17 protein-coding genes and 1 tRNA gene are annotated in these 18,211 nt (G+C 69.2%); 5 read left to right on the forward strand and 13 right to left on the reverse strand.

Annotated features, from left to right (window positions below; genetic code table 11):
• The first annotated feature begins 36 nt into the window (after positions 1-36).
• Both ACGIF2_RS09885 and ACGIF2_RS09890 read left to right on the forward strand, forming a co-directional pair.
• Entirely contained in the window at positions 37-507 is a 471-nt protein-coding gene (locus ACGIF2_RS09885) for a nitroreductase family deazaflavin-dependent oxidoreductase (protein ID WP_396046056.1), read from the forward strand.
• Positions 508-533: 26 nt separating this feature from the next.
• The gene (locus ACGIF2_RS09890) at positions 534-1,172 is read left to right on the forward strand and encodes a DedA family protein (protein ID WP_396046058.1); all 639 of its coding nucleotides are present in this window, start codon (positions 534-536) and stop codon (positions 1,170-1,172) included.
• Positions 1,173-1,278: 106 nt separating this feature from the next.
• Here ACGIF2_RS09890 and ACGIF2_RS09895 read toward each other — a convergent pair whose 3' ends face one another.
• Positions 1,279-2,082 carry an alpha/beta fold hydrolase gene (locus ACGIF2_RS09895; RefSeq protein WP_396046060.1) on the reverse strand — a complete coding sequence of 268 codons (804 nt, stop codon included), beginning with the start codon at positions 2,080-2,082 and terminating at the stop codon, positions 1,279-1,281.
• 74 nt (positions 2,083-2,156) lie between these two features.
• On the opposite strand from ACGIF2_RS09895, the gene ACGIF2_RS09900 reads away from it, so the two are divergent.
• Positions 2,157-2,678, forward strand: a complete 522-nt coding sequence (locus ACGIF2_RS09900) for a hypothetical protein (RefSeq protein ID WP_396046062.1) — start codon at positions 2,157-2,159, stop codon at positions 2,676-2,678.
• 97 nt (positions 2,679-2,775) lie between these two features.
• Here the strand turns inward: ACGIF2_RS09900 and ACGIF2_RS09905 are convergent, their stop codons facing one another.
• The 5 genes from ACGIF2_RS09905 to ACGIF2_RS09925 form a co-directional block, all read right to left on the reverse strand.
• A complete protein-coding gene (locus ACGIF2_RS09905; RefSeq protein ID WP_396046064.1) occupies positions 2,776-3,294 on the reverse strand; it encodes a hypothetical protein in 519 nt (172 codons plus the stop codon).
• Between the two features lie 80 nt (positions 3,295-3,374).
• Entirely contained in the window at positions 3,375-4,154 is a 780-nt protein-coding gene (locus ACGIF2_RS09910; RefSeq protein ID WP_396046066.1) for a hypothetical protein, read from the reverse strand.
• A gap of 35 nt (positions 4,155-4,189) precedes the next feature.
• A complete protein-coding gene (locus tag ACGIF2_RS09915; RefSeq protein ID WP_396046068.1) occupies positions 4,190-5,581 on the reverse strand; it encodes a hypothetical protein in 1,392 nt (463 codons plus the stop codon).
• Complete coding sequence (locus ACGIF2_RS09920; RefSeq protein WP_396046070.1) at positions 5,578-5,874, reverse strand: hypothetical protein; 297 nt, start codon at positions 5,872-5,874, stop codon at positions 5,578-5,580. Before ACGIF2_RS09920 ends, ACGIF2_RS09915 begins: the two co-directional genes overlap by 4 nt.
• Before the next feature lie 27 nt (positions 5,875-5,901).
• Positions 5,902-6,369, reverse strand: coding sequence for a hypothetical protein (locus tag ACGIF2_RS09925; protein ID WP_396046072.1), 468 nt, complete (start codon positions 6,367-6,369; stop codon positions 5,902-5,904).
• Between the two features lie 274 nt (positions 6,370-6,643).
• Here ACGIF2_RS09925 and ACGIF2_RS09930 point away from each other — a divergent pair, with 274 nt between their 5' ends.
• Positions 6,644-7,534 carry a DUF4190 domain-containing protein gene (locus ACGIF2_RS09930; RefSeq protein ID WP_396046074.1) on the forward strand — a complete coding sequence of 297 codons (891 nt, stop codon included), beginning with the start codon at positions 6,644-6,646 and terminating at the stop codon, positions 7,532-7,534.
• Positions 7,535-7,594: 60 nt separating this feature from the next.
• Here the strand turns inward: ACGIF2_RS09930 and ACGIF2_RS09935 are convergent, their stop codons facing one another.
• From ACGIF2_RS09935 to ACGIF2_RS09965, 7 genes are all read right to left on the reverse strand, one after another.
• Positions 7,595-8,539 carry a hypothetical protein gene (locus tag ACGIF2_RS09935; protein WP_396046076.1) on the reverse strand — a complete coding sequence of 315 codons (945 nt, stop codon included), beginning with the start codon at positions 8,537-8,539 and terminating at the stop codon, positions 7,595-7,597.
• Between the two features lie 452 nt (positions 8,540-8,991).
• On the reverse strand, positions 8,992-10,173 hold the full coding sequence (locus ACGIF2_RS09940) for an SIR2 family protein (protein WP_396046078.1): 1,182 nt from the start codon (positions 10,171-10,173) through the stop codon (positions 8,992-8,994).
• Between the two features lie 189 nt (positions 10,174-10,362).
• Complete coding sequence (locus ACGIF2_RS09945; protein WP_396046080.1) at positions 10,363-13,791, reverse strand: DEAD/DEAH box helicase family protein; 3,429 nt, start codon at positions 13,789-13,791, stop codon at positions 10,363-10,365.
• Between the two features lie 93 nt (positions 13,792-13,884).
• The gene (locus ACGIF2_RS09950) at positions 13,885-14,199 is read right to left on the reverse strand and encodes a restriction endonuclease (protein ID WP_396046454.1); all 315 of its coding nucleotides are present in this window, start codon (positions 14,197-14,199) and stop codon (positions 13,885-13,887) included.
• 21 nt (positions 14,200-14,220) lie between these two features.
• Positions 14,221-15,393: a restriction endonuclease subunit S gene (locus tag ACGIF2_RS09955; protein WP_396046082.1), complete on the reverse strand. Its 1,173-nt coding sequence runs from the start codon at positions 15,391-15,393 to the stop codon at positions 14,221-14,223.
• Positions 15,390-16,871, reverse strand: a complete 1,482-nt coding sequence (locus ACGIF2_RS09960; RefSeq protein ID WP_396046084.1) for an N-6 DNA methylase — start codon at positions 16,869-16,871, stop codon at positions 15,390-15,392. Before ACGIF2_RS09960 ends, ACGIF2_RS09955 begins: the two co-directional genes overlap by 4 nt.
• Positions 16,872-17,059: 188 nt before the next feature.
• A tRNA-Ser gene (locus tag ACGIF2_RS09965) sits at positions 17,060-17,149 on the reverse strand.
• 119 nt (positions 17,150-17,268) lie between these two features.
• On the opposite strand from ACGIF2_RS09965, the gene ACGIF2_RS09970 reads away from it, so the two are divergent.
• Positions 17,269-18,198, forward strand: a complete 930-nt coding sequence (locus ACGIF2_RS09970) for a Sir2 family NAD-dependent protein deacetylase (RefSeq protein ID WP_396046086.1) — start codon at positions 17,269-17,271, stop codon at positions 18,196-18,198.
• The last annotated feature ends 13 nt before the right edge of the window (positions 18,199-18,211 follow it).

Genomic DNA, 18,211 nt, shown 5'->3' on the forward strand with positions numbered 1-18,211 from the left:
GTGTCGGTCTGAGCTGGTGACGCCGAGGAGATCCCGATGCCGCAACGCCCTGACGGTACCGACGGCACAGCGCGTCTGCCCACGTTTCGCACCGGACGCGGACGTCGCGCGATCGACGCCATGGTGGGACTCCTCGTCAGCCGCGGGATCTTCCCCCGCTCCTACCTGCTGACCACCACCGGGCGGCGCACCGGCCGGCCGCTCACGCACCCGGTGACCCCGGTGGAGAGCGACGGGCGCCGATGGCTCGTGTCGCCGTACGGACAGGTCTCGTGGGTGCACAACGCCCGCGCCTCCGGCCGGGTCTCCTTGCAGCGCGGCGGGCGCACCGAGGAGTGCACGGTGCGCGAGCTCGGCCCCGACGAGGCGGCCCCCGTGCTCAAGGCGTACCTCGCGATCACCGTGCCACCCCGCCGGCACTTCCGGGCCGACAAGGACGCGCCGGTGGAGGCATTCGCCGCAGAGGCCGCCGACCACCCGGTCTTCGAGATCCTGCCGATCAGGTGACCGGGTAGGCGGAGAACGGGCAGCGCATGGGCGACCTGCTTCAGCGGATCCTCGAGGAACCCGGCTGGGTGGTGCTCGCCGTCGTGGGAGTCGTCGTGCTCCTGGAGGATGCCCTCTTCGTGGGGTTCGTGGTGCCCGGCGAGGCCGTTGCGATCCTCGGCGGGGTGGCCGCGCACCGGGGCCACGTCCCGCTCTGGCTGATGATGACCACGGTGGTGGTCGCCGCTGTCGTGGGCGACTCGATCGGCTACCTGGTCGGCCGCAGGCTCGGCCCACGGCTGGTCGACGTCCGTGCGCTGCGCCGTCACCGCACGCGGATCGACGGCGCCCAGGCGCTGATCGCGCGGCGTGGCGGGATCGCGGTGCTGCTCGGCCGCTGGGTCGCGTTCCTCCGGGCGCTCATGCCTGCCCTGGCCGGTGCAGCGCGCATGCCCTACGGCACGTTCCTCGCGTGGAACGTGGTCGGCGGGGTGAGCTGGGGCATCGTCATGGTGCTCGTCGGCTACGTCGCCGGCGCGTCGTTCGCCGCGGTCGAGCAGCGGCTCGGGCGGGACGTGGCCCTTGTGCTCGCACTCGTCGTCGTCGTGGCGCTCGTCATCTGGTCGGTGCGTCGGCGACAGCACCCCTCGGGGCGCAGCACCGGGCATGACACCCCGCCGCACTGACCTCGTGGTTTCGCGCAAGCGCCGGTCGCCGGCCGCAGCAGGAACCGTCGCGAGAAGCCACTCTTCCCGGCGAGCCGATCACGAGCCTCCGCCCCGCCGACCCCTCTCAGCCCAGGAACGCCCGCAGCGCCTCGACCACGACGTCGGGGCGCTCGGAGTGCACCCAGTGACCGGCGCCCTTGACGGTGAGCAGACGGGCGCGGGGGAAGAGCGCGCGCATCGCAGGGATGCGCTCGGGGGTGACGTAGTCCGAACGCTCGCCCGCGACCCAGAGCACCGGGTGGTTGAAGGGGGCTTCGTCCCCGGCAGGGAAGCCGGAGATGGCCGGGAGCTCGCGGCGGAGCATCGCCAGGTTGGCCCGCCACACCCATGCGCCCGTGTCGTCCTTGCGCAGGTTCTGCAGCAGGAAGCCCCGCACGGTCGGGTCGGGGATCGGCCCGGCGAGCGCGGCGTCCGCGTCACCACGGGTCTCGATGGTCGCCAGGTCCAGGCCGGCGAGGGTGTCGAGCAGGTGCGCGAACTCCCCCGTCCCGGCCGTCTCCACCGGCGAGACGTCGACCACGACGAGGCGGTCGACGAGGTCGGGGTGCCGCAGCGCGAGCTGCATCGCCGTCTTGCCCCCCATCGAGTGCCCGACGACGTGGACGGGGCCGTCGCCGGCGCGCTCACGGACGAGCGCCGCGACGGCGTCAGCCATGACGGTGTAGTCGAGCCGCTCGGTCCAGCCCGACAGGCCGTGGTCGGGCAGGTCCACCAGGAGCGAGCGGAAGTCCGGGCTGAGCGCCTTGGCGATGCCGGAGAAGTTCTTCCCCTGGCCGAAGAGCCCGTGGAGGAAGACGACGAGCGGACCGGTACCGGGGACCTCGGTCGCGTGGAGCGAGGGAAGGGAAGGGCGCTCTGCGGACGGCATGGCCCCAGCCTAGGGAGCCTGCCGCACCGGCCCTTCCGCGGGTCCGCTGCGTCACCGTCGTCCACGATGGGGTGATGACGGACGAGGCGGACCAGGGCAACCCCTTCGGTCGCACGGCGCGCAGGCTCGGGCGCGAACACCAGATGGGCGAGTTCCTCTACGGTGCGCTCCTGTCCGGCTCGGTCCTTGCGGTCTCGAGCGCGAGCGCGCAAGACGGCACCTCGGTGCTGTTCGCGACCGGCCTCGTCACCGTCACCTTCTGGCTCGCGCACGTCTACGTCGACGCGGTCGGCGGCCGCTTCCACGACCACGAGCGCACGACCGGCCGGCGGCTGGTCCACGCGCTGCGCAACAACACCGCGGTGCTGCTCGGCAGCCTGCCGACCTTGGTCGTCTTCGCAGTGGCCCGGCTGTTCGGGCGCGACGTCGGGGAAGCCGCATGGACGGCGCTGTGGTTCACGGTGGCCCTGCTCGGCGCGGCCGGCGCGTTCGCCGCCTACCGGGCGGGCGCGCGGCGGTGGTCCCTGATCGGCGAGATCGCGGTCGCCGTCGGGTTCGGGATGGTCGTGATCCTGCTGAAGATCATGCTCCACTGACCCGCGGACAGCGTCACAGTTCTTGTAGTAGGTGGAGCCGCCCGTGGTGTCCGAGCCGCCAGCGGCAGCCGGCGCCGTGCTCGTCGTCACCCAACGGCTACAGGTGCCCGGCCACTCCACCGGCGCCGCCCAGCTTGGCGGCGTTGATCGCGCCGTACGTCGCGCGCGCGGCCAGCGGCGACGTCCGCGCCGATCCGCCGCCGGCCACGTGGTCCGCCTGGGCACGGAGCTCGGCGACGACGGATCGGGCGCCGCCGGGGCGGCCGCGCTCGATGGTGTCGGCCAGCAGGCGCAGGAAGTCTGCGGGCAACGATCGCTCGACGTAGTCGCTGAGGAGCAGGACGGCGATGTTGATCGGGCGCCCCTTCTGCGGTCGGGTGACGAGCAGGACCCCGCCACCGCGATTGGAGATGAGCTGCACGCTCGACGTGGGCTGCAGGGGGACGCGCCGGTGCCTCCCCAGGCGGGACCTGCCGACCGCGCCCGGCGCCGTGTCCAGCCAGCGTCTGTCCGAAACGACCAGCAGGATCGCGACCGCGAGCACCACCAGCCCGATCGCCACCGCCCAACGGTTCTGCGGCTGCGTGACACCCACATAGCCCGCGGCGACGACCACCGCAGCCGCGGTCGAGACGCTCCAGGCGAGGGCGGAACGTGTGGTGAGACTCGGGACGGGCACACGGCCGGTCGACGTGGTCATCGAGCGGCGCTCCGGGACCGCGCGACGACGTGCGCGACGTCGCCGCGGATCCGGGACTCCAACGCGTCGCGCGTGCTCGGCGCCGCGGCGAGCGGCGCGCCCGTGCCCTCACGCGCCTCGACGACCCAGGCACCCGCCGGTCCGGTGAACAGGCCGAGCAGCGGCGCGTGGTCGTCGCCGGCCCACCGGACCACCACGTCGGACCGCAGCAACGCGCCGCCGAGCCGCTCGGCGACCTCGATCGGCGGCTCCGTCTGGCCGGGGTCCAGGGCGATCGGCTCCCCCGACCCGTCGCCGCACTCCGGGTGCAGGGCCGCCGCGACGACCAGGCCAGGCAAGTCGTCGGCCTGTGCGAGCGCGAAGCGGTGCATGCCGTCGGCGCCGACCTCCTCGAGCAGCGCGACCTCCTGGACCACGTGGGCGTACCAGAAGTCCTGATGCACGACGCTCGTCCGCGCGATCGCCACGACCGCGGTCGCGGCCGACCGGAGCGTCACGATCGAGAGGACGTCCTGGCGGACCTGCAGGGCGACGGTCGGCTCACCGATCGCGTCGATGCGTGCCTGCGGCGTGGGCGGGTCGACGATCCCGCGGGCCACCAGCCCCCGGTACGCGGTGCGCAGGGCGACCTCCCGCTCGGCCTCGTCGAAACCCGCGATGAAAGGCGTCACGACCAGGCCGGTGTCGCCCGCGAGGATCGCGAGCTCCTCGTCGGTCAGGACGCCCACCGGCACCGTCTCGGTGCCGTCGCCCGTCGAACCGGTCTCGTCGCTCATCTGCTCGCTCTCGTCTCGTCCTGTCGCCGTGCCGGTCACAGGAAGCCGAAGGACAGGGTGTGCAGGGCGCCCTTGCCCGCGTCGGCGATCGCATTCCCGGCGTCGCTCAGCCGGTCACCGGCCCAGTCGGTGGCATCGGAGACCGCGCCCGTCGTGGCGTTCCAGGCGTCCGACGCTGCCCCGGTCGTGGCGTTCCAGGCGTCCGACGCTGCCCCGGTCGTGGCGTTCCAGGCGTCCGAGGCCACCCCCGTCGTCGCCCTCCAGGCCGCCGAGGCGCCGTCCGCGATGTGGCCGCCGACCGACTGGAAGAAGTTGCCGATGGCCTCGCGGTTGTCCCAGACGAGGTTGCCCACGCTCCAGGCGCCGTAGGCCAGGACGGCTGCTCCCGCGACCGCGAGCCCGACGGGCCCCAGGGCGATGAGTCCGGCCCCCGACGCGATGAGCGCGCCCGCCCCCAACGCCCCGGCCGCGCCGAAGCCGCGTGTCGCCCAGCCCCGAGCCCCCTCGTATCCTCCGCCGGTGATGGCGTCGATGCCTCCGGTCACGACGGTGAGCGGGAGGAAGATCTTTCCCACGGCCGTCGCCGCCTTCGAGCCGATGACGAACCGGAGGATGCCGCCGTTCTTGGACCCGTTCGAGAACAGATCGAGCATCTCGTCGGACTTGGCGAAGTTGTTCACCATCGTGCCGTAGTCGGTGATGGGGGCGAACGAGGCCTTGAGGAACTGCAGGTAGGCGCTGCCCTTCGTCGCGGTCCCGATGCCCTTCTTGACGACCATCGCGAGCGCAACCCCGCCTGCGCCGACGCTGCCGAGCGCCCCCAGCGCATCGTGGCTGTCCGTGAGGCGCTGCAGGTACGCCTGCACGGCCGCTTCCAGCACCTGGGGGACCTCGACCTTCGCGAGCCTGTCGGCCGTGAGCGTGTCGGCCACCGCCACGACTGCGAGCGCCGTCCCGAGCTGCGCGGAGTGGTCCACCGCGGCCGCGTTGAGCGCGCGCTGCCGGGAGTCTCGGGCGGCCGCAGCCCCCGTGGGATCGCCGGGCGCGGTCATCACGGGCGGCAGGGTCCGCGGTGTCACGGCGCCGTCCGCTGCGACGGTGAACCCCTCGTCCTGGATCGACGCCACGGTCGAGAGCAGCGCCGTGCGGGCCGCGCCGATGTCCGCGGCTCCCGCGACGAGCGCGGACCGGGCGTGCTCCAAGGCGTCGGCGAGGGCCGTGCCAGTTGTCGCCTCCCGCGCCATCCGCTCGGCGGCGGCGTCAGCGGCCGGCCCGTGCCACACCGAGGTGAGCCTCTCCACCGCGGCCTTCGCGGCATTCACCTCAGCGGCGACCGCCTCGTGCGCAGTGCCGACGCCGACCGCCGCGTCCGCAAGGGCCTCCGGCCGCCACGCCCGGACCGCGTCGATGGTGAGTGTCGTGGTCACGAAGCACCGACCGAGGAGAAGCGTCGACCAGCGGCGGCGTCAGAGGTCCGGTACGACGCGGCCGTGCCCGACGCGCTCGCCGACATCGCCGCCACGTGGTCGCCCATGACCTGGACCGCCGCCCCGATGCGCGTCGAGACCCACACAGCCGCCTCGGCGGTCTGGGTGCCGGGCAACGCCTCACCGATCGGCGCGAACGGGCCGGCCACGTCGGCGGCCCGCAAGTTCGCCGCAACGGTGTCCAGCTCGGTGGCGGCCGTATCGAGCGCCGCGATGTCGACAGTGAAGCTCACAGGTGGTCTCCCTGGATCTGTGCGGTCCTAGAAGCCGAGACGGGCGAAGCGTTCGGACAGGCCGGCGACCCTCCGGGCGAACGGAGACGTCTGCGCGGGCCCGCCGTCATGCCGCAGGTATCGGGACTGCAGCCGGAGCAGGGCGACCGCATCGGCGGCGCCGCGCGGGCCGAAACGGTCGATCGCGTCGGCGAGCCCGTCCAGGAGCTCGGGCGGTGCCGTCACCGCACTGCTCTGAGTCACCTCGAGCAGGGGGGCGCTCGCCACGCGCCAGCCGTTGGCCCGCTCGACGACCAGGTCGACGCCATCCTTGCGGCCGCGCACCTCAGCGAACGCCTTCCCGTCGATGACGACCGGGCGGCGCCGCCAGGACGTCTGCGCGGGCGTGAGCAGGCCCGAGGACAGGTCGAGCCGCGCGGCCTCCGGTGCGGCCGGGGCGTCGAGCCGACGGAAGACGAGCACGCCCTGACCGGCTGCGTGAGACTGATCGACCACGCCGTCCTCCTGAGTGGTGCCTGCGGGTACCCGACGGAGACTAGCTGACCAGGTGCTTTGGCACCGGCGAGTCCAGCGTCGAGTCGTGCCGTCGGCGCTCGAGAGTGAGCCACTACGCCTCCCGAGTGACATCTCACGGACGAACCCGAATTAGCCGGGATCTCCCGTTCCACCTGCACGCTACGGTCTGCCTGCCCCGGGCCGTCTCGTGCCATCGGTGCAGCCACCCGCCGCCGGAGCACCCAGCCAGCGGCGCGATCTTAGGAGTCCGTGCATGTCTCAGCAGCCTCCCGGCTACCTCCCCCCGCCAGCCGGGTCTGACCAGCACCCGCCGCAGCCGTACCCGCAGGGCCAGCCGACGCCGCAGCACTTCCCGCCGGCTGCACCCCAGAGCGCACCGACCAATGGCCTGGCGGTCGCCGCCCTGGTCGTGGCGATCATCTCGCTGCTCCTCTGCTTCGTCCCCGTCATCAACTTCGCGTCGATCGTCGGTGGCGTGGTCGCACTCGTCCTCGGGATCCTCGGTCGGCGCAAGGCGAAGTCCGGCGCCGCCGGAGGCAAGGGCCTCGCCTTGGCGGGGGTCATCATCGCGCCGATCGCGATCGTCGTGGCCATCATCGTCAACGTCGTGGCCGGCATGGCCGTCGACGCCATCAACGACTCCGTGCAGGACGCGGTAGCAGACGCGGAGAACCAGGAGAGCGACCTGGGCTCCGGGCTGGACGAGGACGAAGCCGCTCAGGCCGAGCAGGCCGCGCTCGCCCTGGGCGAGTCCGCGACCGTCGGGGAGTACACGGTCACGGTGACGGCGGTGAACACCTCCGCGAACGAGGTCCTCGCCGCGGTGAACATGTACAACGAGGCCCCGGCGAACCAGTACGTGCTGGTCGACCTGTCAGTGGTCTACAACGGCACCGACGAGGGCGACCCCTGGGTCGATCTGACCGCCAGCTTCGTCGGCACGGACGCTCGCCAGTACGACGCCAGCTCGTGCGGCGCCATCACGCCGATTCCCGAGATGGATGTGCCGACGCTCAACCCCACGGGCACGGCGGCGTACAACGTCTGCATGGACGTCCCCGCCGAGGCGATCACCGGCGGCACGGTGTCCCTCGAGGAGACCATGTCGTTCACCGGCGAGAAGGTGTTCTGGAACATCGGCTGACCCGACGTCCCACGTCGGAACGGGCCCGGAAGGGCCGCCTCAGCAGTGCCGAACTCCCGGTCAGGGTCCTCCTGGCCGGGAGTTCGGCGTCGGAGCGGCGCGTTCGCGACGTCGGACGAGCGCTCCGACGGCACCCGCACCCGCTCCGAGCAGGCCACCCACCAGGGCGCCGCGCCCGTCCACCGGGCGTCGCGACACCGTCACGGAGTACGCCCAGGTCCCGTTCCCCTCCATCAAGACCCTCCCCTGGACGTCGCCCCGCGAGAGCACCAGCGTCGTCGCCCCGGGCGAACGCTCGACGTCGTCGGTGCGCCAGCCCGCGGCAGCGGCCATCGCCTCCACGCCACCGACGCCGAGCGCCCTCGACTGCCCGCGCGCAGTGAGCAGCACCGTCTTGTTGATCGGCACGGGCTCCTCCGCGGTGTACCCGGGCGGCACGAGCCCCTGGGCTGCGGCCTCGAGCTCGCCCTGCGACGGCCCGAGCAGGCCGACGTCGACGACGAGACCGACCGTCGCACCCACGAGAACGCCCGCGAGAGCGAAGAGGACCGCGGCGGCCACGCCACGGCGCCGGCCCACGCGAGGTGGCACCACACGACCCGTGCTGCGGCGCTCGGTGACGAGGAAGGTCACCGTGCCCGCGGCGGGCAGGCACACGGGCACGATCCCCGCCGCGAACGGCACGCCAGCGGCATCGAGGAGGCCGGTCGCGATGCCGAGGGGCACCGAGCCCGCGACAGCGGCCACGACCGACCAGCCGACCGCGCCGCGCACGAAGGGCGCCGGGAACGTCCGGCGCGCGACCACGTACAGGAGCGCGACCGATCCGCCGCACCAGACCAGCGCCGCGACGAAGACCGCAAGGAGCGCACCCCCGAGGTTCCCCATCCCACCGTCCTCGGTGGTCCACAGCTCCTCGAGGACGAGCAGGGTCACCCAGGCGACGCCGCTCGCGGCGGCGACGACGAGCCACGGGGACAGCACGAGCCAGGCGGTGCGTCGCACATCGGCCCCTTCCACTCGGAAGGACGCTAGAGCGACGTCGTGCCGTGGCGCGCCCGGCGGACGAGTGACGAGACGGTGCGAGCTCACCCGCAGAACCGATCGGCGAGAACGACGAAACCCCCGCTCGGAGCCGGCCCAGCGGGGGTTCTGTCACTTCGTGGCTCTGATCCGAGTCAGAACCGGTGGCGGGGTGGTGACACAACTGTCTGACCTGGCCGAAGACCGAGGCGTCGTCGGCGCGGTCACATAGAACTGCTCCAAGTGCTCACACGGCGAGGCGCTGACCTGCAGAGACACCTGCTGAGACGTTCCGCGGCCGTCAGCCTGAGGGCACCCGGACGAACGCGGTCCACGGCGCGGCCGATAGCGACTTCCCGCCTGCGGTGCACAAGGCTGGGGCAGTCCCCCTCACGCCTCCAAGCAGGCATCCCCAACGTCATGACCCAGAACAACTAGGAGTTGAACGCCGCCCAGGCACTCGACTCCCTCAGGGCGTCGGCGCCATCTCGGAAAACGGTCAGCCAACCCGAGGAGTCACCGTCTTCCGCGCCCCAACCCAAGGCCCGCTCAACCTCTCTCGTCGTTGGACTGGTTCCGTAGGTCGCAACCATCACTCGAGGCTTTTCGCCGGCCTCCCGCTCCGCGAAAGCCGCACGTACGCGCTCATTGACGCACGAGTCCCTGAAGGAGTAGCCGATGATCAACCAGTGATTCGCCGACGCCAGGCGCCCCTCAAACATCTGATACGCAAGCGAGAACGGGTAGTCCTTTACATGGTCAGACTTGTCCCGCTGATTCGCGAGGACCACCACTGGGCGCTCGTCAACCTCACCCTCGCGAACCGCCTTCCACAGACCGTACGTCCTGAGGAAATTGGTGTCGAATTTGGCGTAGATATCCTTCTCGGGATCTGCCCAGTACGTGAGACTCCCGTGCAAGTGAAGTAGTTGCACTCGGCGGTCTTTCGGGAAGTCCACCGCTGCTCTCCGCAGCGCCGGCACAGTGTAGGTCTCCGACTCGACAGATACACGCACCTTACGATATCCGTGGCCCATATCAGCGAGTTCTCCACCGCACGCCTCCAAGAGAGCCGACAACAGCAGAGTGTCGTAGTTCAGGTTACCAAAGGCGACGTTGCCAGCGAACTCACCCACTATCGCGCGGCAGAGTTCGAACAGACGCTGCGCTCGATCGTGTTGAGCACGTGATCGCTCGAAAATCACTTCAAGGACGTAACTGATCCCCAGGTCTCGCACCTTCGTCGCAAATGCAGCGACTCGATTGAGCGCGATGGCGAGCTCTTCGTCTCCGGGGACGACAATAGCCGCCAGGTTAGACAAATACCGCATCGTCGCCCCCTCTGCACCAAAGGCGCCGACAAGCGTCTCGAAGTCCCCATCGGTTGACGCTCCACCGGGGAGGGCGCGCTCCGCAATCTGTTTCATGGCCGCGACAGCTTCCGACCCACCACCCGGCATTTCTGCGATACGCTCTAGCAGCGCCTTCGTAAGAGATGGTAGGGCGAGTTCGGGGTTGTAGGCGATGCTAAGACCATTTCCCACAAGAACCGCGAGGTCACGTCTTGGGCGCGCAGCCGCATTTGCCACCCTGTCGACATCGCCGTTTACTGTCATGTAATTCCTCCTTCCCTGCTTGACTCCGACACCAAAGAAGGCGTCAAAGATTCGAAAGCCGGCGCTGGATGAGCGCGCAACAGGGCGATCGCTAAGCAAGCGCGCGCCGCGTGGGTTTGGTCGCGGAATGTGGACAGGCCTGGCGGAGTCGCGTCGGCGCACACAACAACGGGTTCGAGCCTCGATAGATTAGGAGGCAACTGTGGCCTCGGCCGTGGCATTGAGGTGGCGAATCCTGTTGAGGATCAAGTCGACCTGGGCGCCGTCGAATACCTCGTCGGGTCCTCCGGGTGAGTCGTCGGTGAACGGTGACGACCACAGCAGGTCGACTTTCATGACGCCGTTGTACGTGAGATTCTCGACGACCAGGTGGACGAAGTCGATCTGGTCTACCGTGTAAGTGGTTCCAGCGAGGAAATCCGCGAATGCCTCCTCGACCGCAGACCTTTCGAGGCCCACCAGCGACCGGATGAAGACGCCGAGCCCACCTTCGACTGCCTTGGCCTCGGCGATCTGGACCTCGGTACCGGCGCCGGACTCGGCGAGCATCCGTTCGAGCTCATCGAGGTCGGTCGGGGTGAGTTGACGGCCGCGGCGCACCTTCTGCAGCGCGGTGTGGTCCTCGTGGGCGCGGAGGTAGGCACGGGCCTTCTCGCGGAACCGTTCAGGGTCGACGCCGACGTGCGGCCGGCCGAGGTCGATGATCTCGAACTGCCCGAGGGTGTCCTCGAAGTTCGTGTAGATGATCTGCTGCTTGGTGCGCGCGAGAAGCCTGACCAGGGAACGCACCCGACGGCGCGCGAGCTCCAACATGGGGACGGTGACATCGACCCACCACTCGTCGCCGGCGAGGTCCTCAAGCAGGACGGCTTGCGCTTTGATCTGCGGAATGTTGGTCTGCTCCAGCAGCCCGGAGGCAATCCCCTGGACCTGGCGACGCAGACGTTCGGTCGCCAGGGTCGGGTCGAGGGCTCCGAGCTGGAGCTTGAGCATCGTCAGGTCGAACCGCTTGGCCTTCTCGTCTTCGTCGACGACGGTGGTGGGCAACCCAGCCAGGTGCTCGACGACGTCGCGAGCTGCCTGCTCGTTGAGGCCCGTCCACGCCTCGTGCGCGGTAAACCGCTCGACCCACGGTCGGTGTGGCCTGACGACGAAGTTGTCCAACGTCATGCCGGCGACCTTCTCATGGAGCGCCCCCCTGAGGTCCTCACGCAGTGCGGGCAGCGCCGTCGTGCCGTCGTCGCCCTCGTCAGCCGTAGCGTCGACGGTCAGCTTCTCGACACCGAGGAGCAGCTCGACCTGGGCGGTGAAGATCTGCTGGGACACCGACTGCTGGACCGAGCCCTCGTGCCCGGTGGGGTTCTGTCCGAAGTACTCGAGGTTCTGGCAGAAGTCGAAGACGTAGAACTCCTTCTTGTCCTGGCCCGGCCCGAACAGGTCAGGTCGCAGGCGGGTGCCACGACCGAGCATCTGCCAGAACTTCGACGACGAGCGGACGATCTTGAAGAAGACGAGGTTGGCGACGTCGGGCACGTCGATGCCCGTGTCGAGCATGTCGACGCTGATCGCGATGTGCGGGGCCTTGTCGGTCGTGGAGAACTTGTCGATCAGCGACTGCGCGTACGTCGTCGAGTAGGTGATGACGCGCGCCCACTCGCCCTTGTACTGCGGGTAGGCGAGGTCGAACCGCTCGGCGATGAACCGGGCGTGGGCGTCGTTCTTCGCGAAGATGATCGTCTTGGCGATCCGGTCACCACCCGCCACACGCAGACCGTTGGTCATGAGGGTGTGCAGCACCTTGTCGACGGTGTCGGTGTTGAACAGCCACTTGTTCACCGCGTCCGGGTCGATCTCGTCGGGCGGGCCGTCCTCGCCCCACTCCAGCGCGTCCCACTCGTCCTTCTCCGCCTCGGAGAGCTCGGCGTACCGGATGCCCTCGCGCTGGAACTTCAGCGGCACCGAGATGGGCGTGGGCGGCACCAGGTACTGGTCGGCGACAGCCTGCTCCAAGGAGTAGGCGTCGGTGGGCACGCCGTTCTCCAGGTGAAACAGCTCGTAGGTGTTGCGGTCGATCTCGTCCTTCGGTGTGGCGGTCAGACCCACGAGAAGCGCGTCGAACCAGTGAAACAGTGCTCGGTACTTCTGGTACACCGACCGGTGCGCCTCGTCGACGATGACCAGGTCGAAGAACCCAGGTCCGAACTTGCGCGTGCCCTCAGAGCGGGTGTCGACGAGGTTCATCATCGTCGGGTACGTCGAGACGAACACGCGGCCGTCCCCGTGCCGGTCGGTCACCAGGTTGACCGGGGACGAGTCGGGAAGATGCTCCTTGAACGCGTTCGCCGCTTGGTTCACAAGTGCCACACGGTCGGCGAGGAACAGGACCCGCCGCACCCAGCCAGCCTTCATGAGCTGGTCGACAAGCGCGACAACGGTGCGGGTCTTGCCCGACCCCGTCGCCATGACCAGCAGCGCCTCACGCTGGTTGTCCGTCTCGAACGCCTTGTTGATCGCCCGGATCGCGCGCTGTTGGTAGTACCGCCCGGCCACGTTCTCGTCGATCGGCGCGGTCAGAAGGCTCGTACGGTTCCCGCGCCGGCCGATGAGGTATTCGAGCTCGTCCTGCGTGCGGAAGCCCGCGACCTTTCTCGGCGGGTACCCGGCCCCGGAGTGGTCGTCCCACAGCCAGTGCTCGTGCCCGTTCGTGTAGTAGACGACCGGTCGGCGCCCGTGCCGGGCCTCGAGCGCATCGGCGTACAGCTTGGCCTGCTGCTGCCCCTCCTGGGGGTCGCGGCGCGCGCGCTTGGCCTCCACGACGGCAAGTGGCCGCCCGTCGGCGCCCCACAGCACGTAGTCGACGAAGCCGACGCCCTTCGTGTTGGGCATGCCGGCGACCTCATGCTCGATCGTGTAGATCGGGCTGCCATCGACGGCGTCGCGCACCCAGCCCGCCTCTTCGAGCAGGGTGTCGATGAACAGGTCCCGGGTCGTGGCCTCGTCGTAGTCGTGCGTGTCCGGGACTGCCTCGTTGGCGGCCTTGGTGGCGGCGACCTGCTCCCGCAGCGCCGCCAGCTCCGCCTCCAGGGTTGCGGTCTTCTCCGCGGCGGCAGCGAGCTGCGCGGCCTTGTTCTCCAGATCGGCGACGAGGGACTGGAGCTGCGCCTGGGTCTTGGCCTTCGTCGCACCAGGGTCGGGAAGTGCGGCAACGTCGAACTGAAGGGTCGCCGGTACGCTCCCGGGGTTCGTCGTATACGTGCGGGCGTACCAGTACAGGATGTGGAAAAGCTGCTGCAGCGTCACCGCCGCGTCCTGCGCCGAGGCGGGGCGCGCCGAGTGGACGGCGGCGTTGCCCTTCTTACGTACGACCTCCATCTTCGCCTGGACGTCGTTGCCGACGAGTTGCCGCAGTGTCGGCTCGTGGATCATCCCCGACAGATCAGCCTTGTAGGGCTGCTTCAGCGCGGCGTCGTACTGGAACACCCAGGCGAGGGCGACCTCCAGGGCACGGCGCGAGTAGAAGCAGGACGTGCGAGGGTCCACCTTGGCGAACTGCTCCGCGCGCGCGGCCTCGGCGAACACCGCCGCGAACTCGTCCCGCAAGAACCCGAAGTTGGTCACGTGCTCCCCTGGTAACGGCGCTGGCATCTGTCGCCCGCAGCATCGCAGAAGCCGGATGCTCACTGCCGGAGCCAAGCGGGTGAGAGTGCCGACCTACTCGAAGAAGTCCTCGTCGACCTCGACGATCTCCACTTGTCGCCGGACCTGGGTCCCGACGCGGTACCGGATCATGAGCTTGGGTTCCTGACCGTCGACCAGCACCACGCTCTTGCTGCTCCGGTCCGCGGCGTCCTCGGCGTCCTTCGTGAACCGGCTCGTGGTGAAGAAGACGCCGAAGCTCGCCCTCTGGGTGTCGAGGGAGCCGAGGAACGTCCGCACGGTGTCACTGTCGACAGACGCGTCACACGTCCGAGGCGACCTGAAGCACCGGGTGCATGAACTGCCACCACTGTGGGATACCCCGGTCAGTCGCGTTGAGCTCCGACATGGTCACAACTCTCCACCGAACGCGCGCGACTGCAGGGATGCGAAGAGCTCGTCGTCCGCCGCACGGGCGTGTCCGATCAGGGCGCGTTGGGCGTTGATCGCCGCGACTCGACTGTCGAACTGACGCTGGAGGCGGATGGGAGGCAGGCCGATTGTAAGGGTCCGAAGCCGGGCCTTTGAGATGTTCGGCATGCTTGCGGCGGAGCCACTCGACAGGCCGCGCACGGCGGCCCGGACCCGCTCACTCATCATCATCGCCTGGAAATACCGAGGATCGACACGGGCCCGATCAAGTTCAAGCCGAAAGATGAGATCAGGCAAGAGGAGACGTGGCCGCACGTCGTCCACGACTGCAACGGCGCCTACCAGTTCGCGCGTGTTCTTCCGGGTCATCAGAACGTCGCCGGGACGAACTTCGTTGAGCGACATTCCGCCGAGCTGACCTAGGTACGCCTTGTTTTCCCCGGCCCGGAACGTGCCGTAGGTGACAGCTCCAAGCTTGAGCACGCCCCACTCGTCCGGCCGAGCCGGGCGAGCTTCGCAATTGGGGCTCGCGCCATTGTCGATTCGCTCGACTACCTCGCCGAGCGGGGCGAGCTCCCAGTCCCCGCCGGTGGGATCGCCGAACAGGGCGTGGAAGGTCGACTGAGTTAGCGCATCGAGGTGGGCGAGGACCTGGCGGCGCTTGGTGCGGATCGCGTCTGCCTGGTCGAGGATCGCCGCAATCCGCCGCTGCTCCTCGATCGGCGGCAACGGGATTGGGATTGTTTGCAGCTTTGCCTTATTTAGCACAACTCCCATCGCCGCCCTGTTCGACCTGCCCCTCCAGTCGACAGCTGCGAGAGCTCGAACAAGGTAGCCGGAATCCAGGCGCGCGGGATCCTTGATTGGCAACGCCGCGATCGCTTCGTTGGTGAACAGAGGCACACGCGCTATGCCGACTTTGCCGATGCTGAGCTTGAAGCTCAATAGAACCGTTCCTGGAAATACACGCTTCCCCTTAGCGGCACCCGTTGCGGTAATTTGCTCCCTTGTAGTCGCAATGTCGGACCCCTGGTTCATGTCGGTGATCGAGAGCCATGGCTCGCCAGGTCCCCAATACGCGGGATTGGCCCGAGCAGGAGTCCGACCGACCACGATGTCGCAGAGCTCCCCCAGCGGCACACAGGGGATCATCCGAGCATCGTCTCAAGTTCGGCAACACCCTTGGCGATCTCATCGTGGAGCACCTTGATGTCCGCAATGATCTCCGCCGGAAACCGGTGCTCCGCATCCGCGTGAACGAGTTCCTTGTACCGGTTGAGCGACAAGTCGTACCCCTGGGCCGCGATGTCAGCCTTGGAAACCACGAACGACCGTTCGGTGCGACCACGGTCGCGTTCCGTCGTGGTGCGCCCTGACCACCTGGTCAACACGTCCGGCAGGTCGTTTGCCTCGACAGGGTTGCGCTTGTCGTCCAGCGAGAACCCGTCGGCCTGCACGTCGTAGAACCACACGTCGTCGGTGCCGCCGGAGTCGGTGCGCGTGAAGATGAGGATTGCCGTCGAGACCCCGGAGTACGGCCTGAACACCCCCGAGGGCAGCTTGATCACGGCGTCGAGCTTCTGGTCCTCGACGAGCGTCTTGCGCAGCGCCTTGTGCGCCATCGAAGAGCCGAACAGCACGCCGTCAGGCACGATCACCGCCGCCTGTCCGCCCGGCTGCAGCAACCGCAGGAACAGGGCGAGGAACAGCAGCTCAGTCTTCTTGGTCTTGACGACCTTGAGCAGGTCCTTGCTCACGGCCTCGTAGTCGAGCGAGCCCGCGAACGGCGGGTTGGCAAGAATCAGGGAGTACTTGCCCTCGTCGCCGCCGGCTGCCTCCGAAAGGGAGTCGCGGTAGCGGATGTCCGGCTTCTCGACGCCGTGCATGAGCATGTTCATGCTCCCGATGCGCAGCATCGTCCGGTCGAAGTCATACCCGTGGAACATCGACGAGTGGTACCGGCTACGTTGAGCTCCGTCGGTCAGCACGGCCGGGTGGTGCTCGCGCACGTACTCGCTCGCGGCCATGAGGAAGCCTGCTGTGCCGCACGCGGGGTCGCAGATGTCGTCCTGCGGCGAGGGCGCCATGAGCTGCACCATCAGCTCGATGATGTGCCGCGGAGTCCGGAACTGGCCATTCTGCCCGGACGCCGCAAGCTTGCCGAGCATGTACTCGTACAGGTCGCCGTTGGTGTCGCGGCGGTTCATCGGCACGTCGCTGAGCAGGTCGACAACCTTGGCGAGGAGGCCAGGCGACGGGATGGTCAGGCGCGCGCCCTCCATGTGCGCGGCATACGTCGAGTCGTCCCCGCCCAGCGTGCGCAGGAACGGGAAGACGTGCTTGTCGACGAGGTCGAACGCCGTCTGCGGCGCCTGGTTCTTGAAGTACGACCAGCGCAGGTGCGCGTACGGCGCGCCGGTCGGTGCGTCACCCTCGGGGAAGAACCGCTGTGCGACCGGGGTGCCGAGGCGGTTGGCCTTGTTCTCCTCGGCGAGCTGCAGGTCGTCGAGGCGGCGGATGAACAGCAGGTAGGTGATCTGCTCGATGACCTCCAGCGGGTTGGAGATCCCGCCGGACCAGAAGGCGTCCCAGACGCGGTCGACCTTGCTCTTCAACTCGCCTGTGATCACGGCCTGGAGCCTACCGACGCCGCAGGCGGCTCCTGGACAGGGCACTGCTAGGGGGCCCCGTGCCGTGCGACACCTGCACGGTCTACCTGCGCGGACACCCCGATATGACGCAACCCCCCGCCGAAGCGCCTCACGGCACCCGACGAGGGGTTCTGTCACTTCGTGGCTCTGATCCGAGTCAGAACCGGTGGCGGTAGCGGTGGGATTTGAACCCACGGTGGACTTTCACCCACACACGCTTTCGAGGCGTGCTCCTTAGGCCGCTCGGACACGCTACCTCGCCGAGAAGGGTACCTGGTCGGAGGCCATGCTTCGTAATCGGGCCGCCGAGACCCCGCCTGACCTGGGCGACGGCCCCGTCCGGACGGCCTCCAGCGTGCCGTCGTACCGTGGGCCGATGACCACCTCGGCACTCCTCCCCCGCCCCGGTGCGGGGACTCTCGACGACGCGCTCGACGTGCTGCGCGGCCGCCGGCTCGCGGTGCTGACGGGTGCGGGCGTCTCGACGGACTCAGGCATCCCCGACTACCGCGGCCCGGACTCCCCGCCGCGCACCCCGATGACGTACCAGCAGTTCGTGGGCGACGAGGCGTTCCGCCGGCACTACTGGGCGCGCAACCACGTGGGCTGGCGGCATGTCGGCCGCACCGAGCCGAACGACGGGCATCGGGCGCTGGCGGCTCTCGAGCGGCGTGGGGTGGTGCGCGGGGTGATCACGCAGAACGTGGACCTGCTGCACCAGGCTGCGGGTTCGCGTGAGGTGATCGACCTGCACGGTCGCTACGACCGGGTGCTGTGCCTGCGGTGCAGCACGGTGTACCCGCGGGCGGTCCTCGCGGAGCGGCTCGACGCGCTGAACCCGGGCTTCGTGGAGTCGGTGGGCGCGGTCGCGGACATCGAGATCGCGCCCGACGCGGATGCGGTGATCGAGCGGACGTCGCACTTCCGGGTCGCGTCGTGCTGGGCCCCGGATCCTGACGGCGGCCCGGCGGAGTGCGGCGGGATGCTCAAGCCGGACATCGTCTACTTCGGGGAGAACGTGCCGAAGGAGCGGGTCGCGCGGGCGTTCGCGCTGGTCGACGGCGCGCAGGCGCTGCTGGTCGCGGGGTCGTCGCTCACGGTGATGTCGGGCCTGCGATTCGTCCGCCACGCCGCGCGCACCGGGCTGCCCGTCGTCATCGTCAACCAGGGCCCCACCCGCGGCGACGACCTGGCCACCCTCACCCTCGACGCCGGCACCACCCCCACCCTCCAGTCCCTCGCGACCCATCTCCCCACCCCGACCCAACCCCCGACCCCACTCCCGACCCCACTCCCGCCGAGATAGAGCCGCCGCGCCG

It is taken from the genome of Cellulomonas sp. P22 (assembly GCF_044392165.1).

Excerpts from the sequence above, each read along its gene's own strand:
- ACGIF2_RS09930 (WP_396046074.1), top strand. The coding sequence starts at position 6,644 with ATGTCTCAGCAGCCTCCCGGCTACCTCCCCCCGCCAGCCGGGTCTGAC.
- ACGIF2_RS09910 (WP_396046066.1), bottom strand. The coding sequence starts at position 4,154 with ATGAGCGACGAGACCGGTTCGACGGGCGACGGCACCGAGACGGTGCCG.
- ACGIF2_RS09885 (WP_396046056.1), top strand. The coding sequence starts at position 37 with ATGCCGCAACGCCCTGACGGTACCGACGGCACAGCGCGTCTGCCCACG.
- ACGIF2_RS09895 (WP_396046060.1), bottom strand. The coding sequence starts at position 2,082 with ATGCCGTCCGCAGAGCGCCCTTCCCTTCCCTCGCTCCACGCGACCGAG.
- ACGIF2_RS09890 (WP_396046058.1), top strand. The coding sequence starts at position 534 with ATGGGCGACCTGCTTCAGCGGATCCTCGAGGAACCCGGCTGGGTGGTG.
- ACGIF2_RS09955 (WP_396046082.1), bottom strand. The coding sequence starts at position 15,393 with ATGATCCCCTGTGTGCCGCTGGGGGAGCTCTGCGACATCGTGGTCGGT.
- ACGIF2_RS09940 (WP_396046078.1), bottom strand. The coding sequence starts at position 10,173 with ATGACAGTAAACGGCGATGTCGACAGGGTGGCAAATGCGGCTGCGCGC.
- ACGIF2_RS09970 (WP_396046086.1), top strand. The coding sequence starts at position 17,269 with ATGACCACCTCGGCACTCCTCCCCCGCCCCGGTGCGGGGACTCTCGAC.
- ACGIF2_RS09900 (WP_396046062.1), top strand. The coding sequence starts at position 2,157 with ATGACGGACGAGGCGGACCAGGGCAACCCCTTCGGTCGCACGGCGCGC.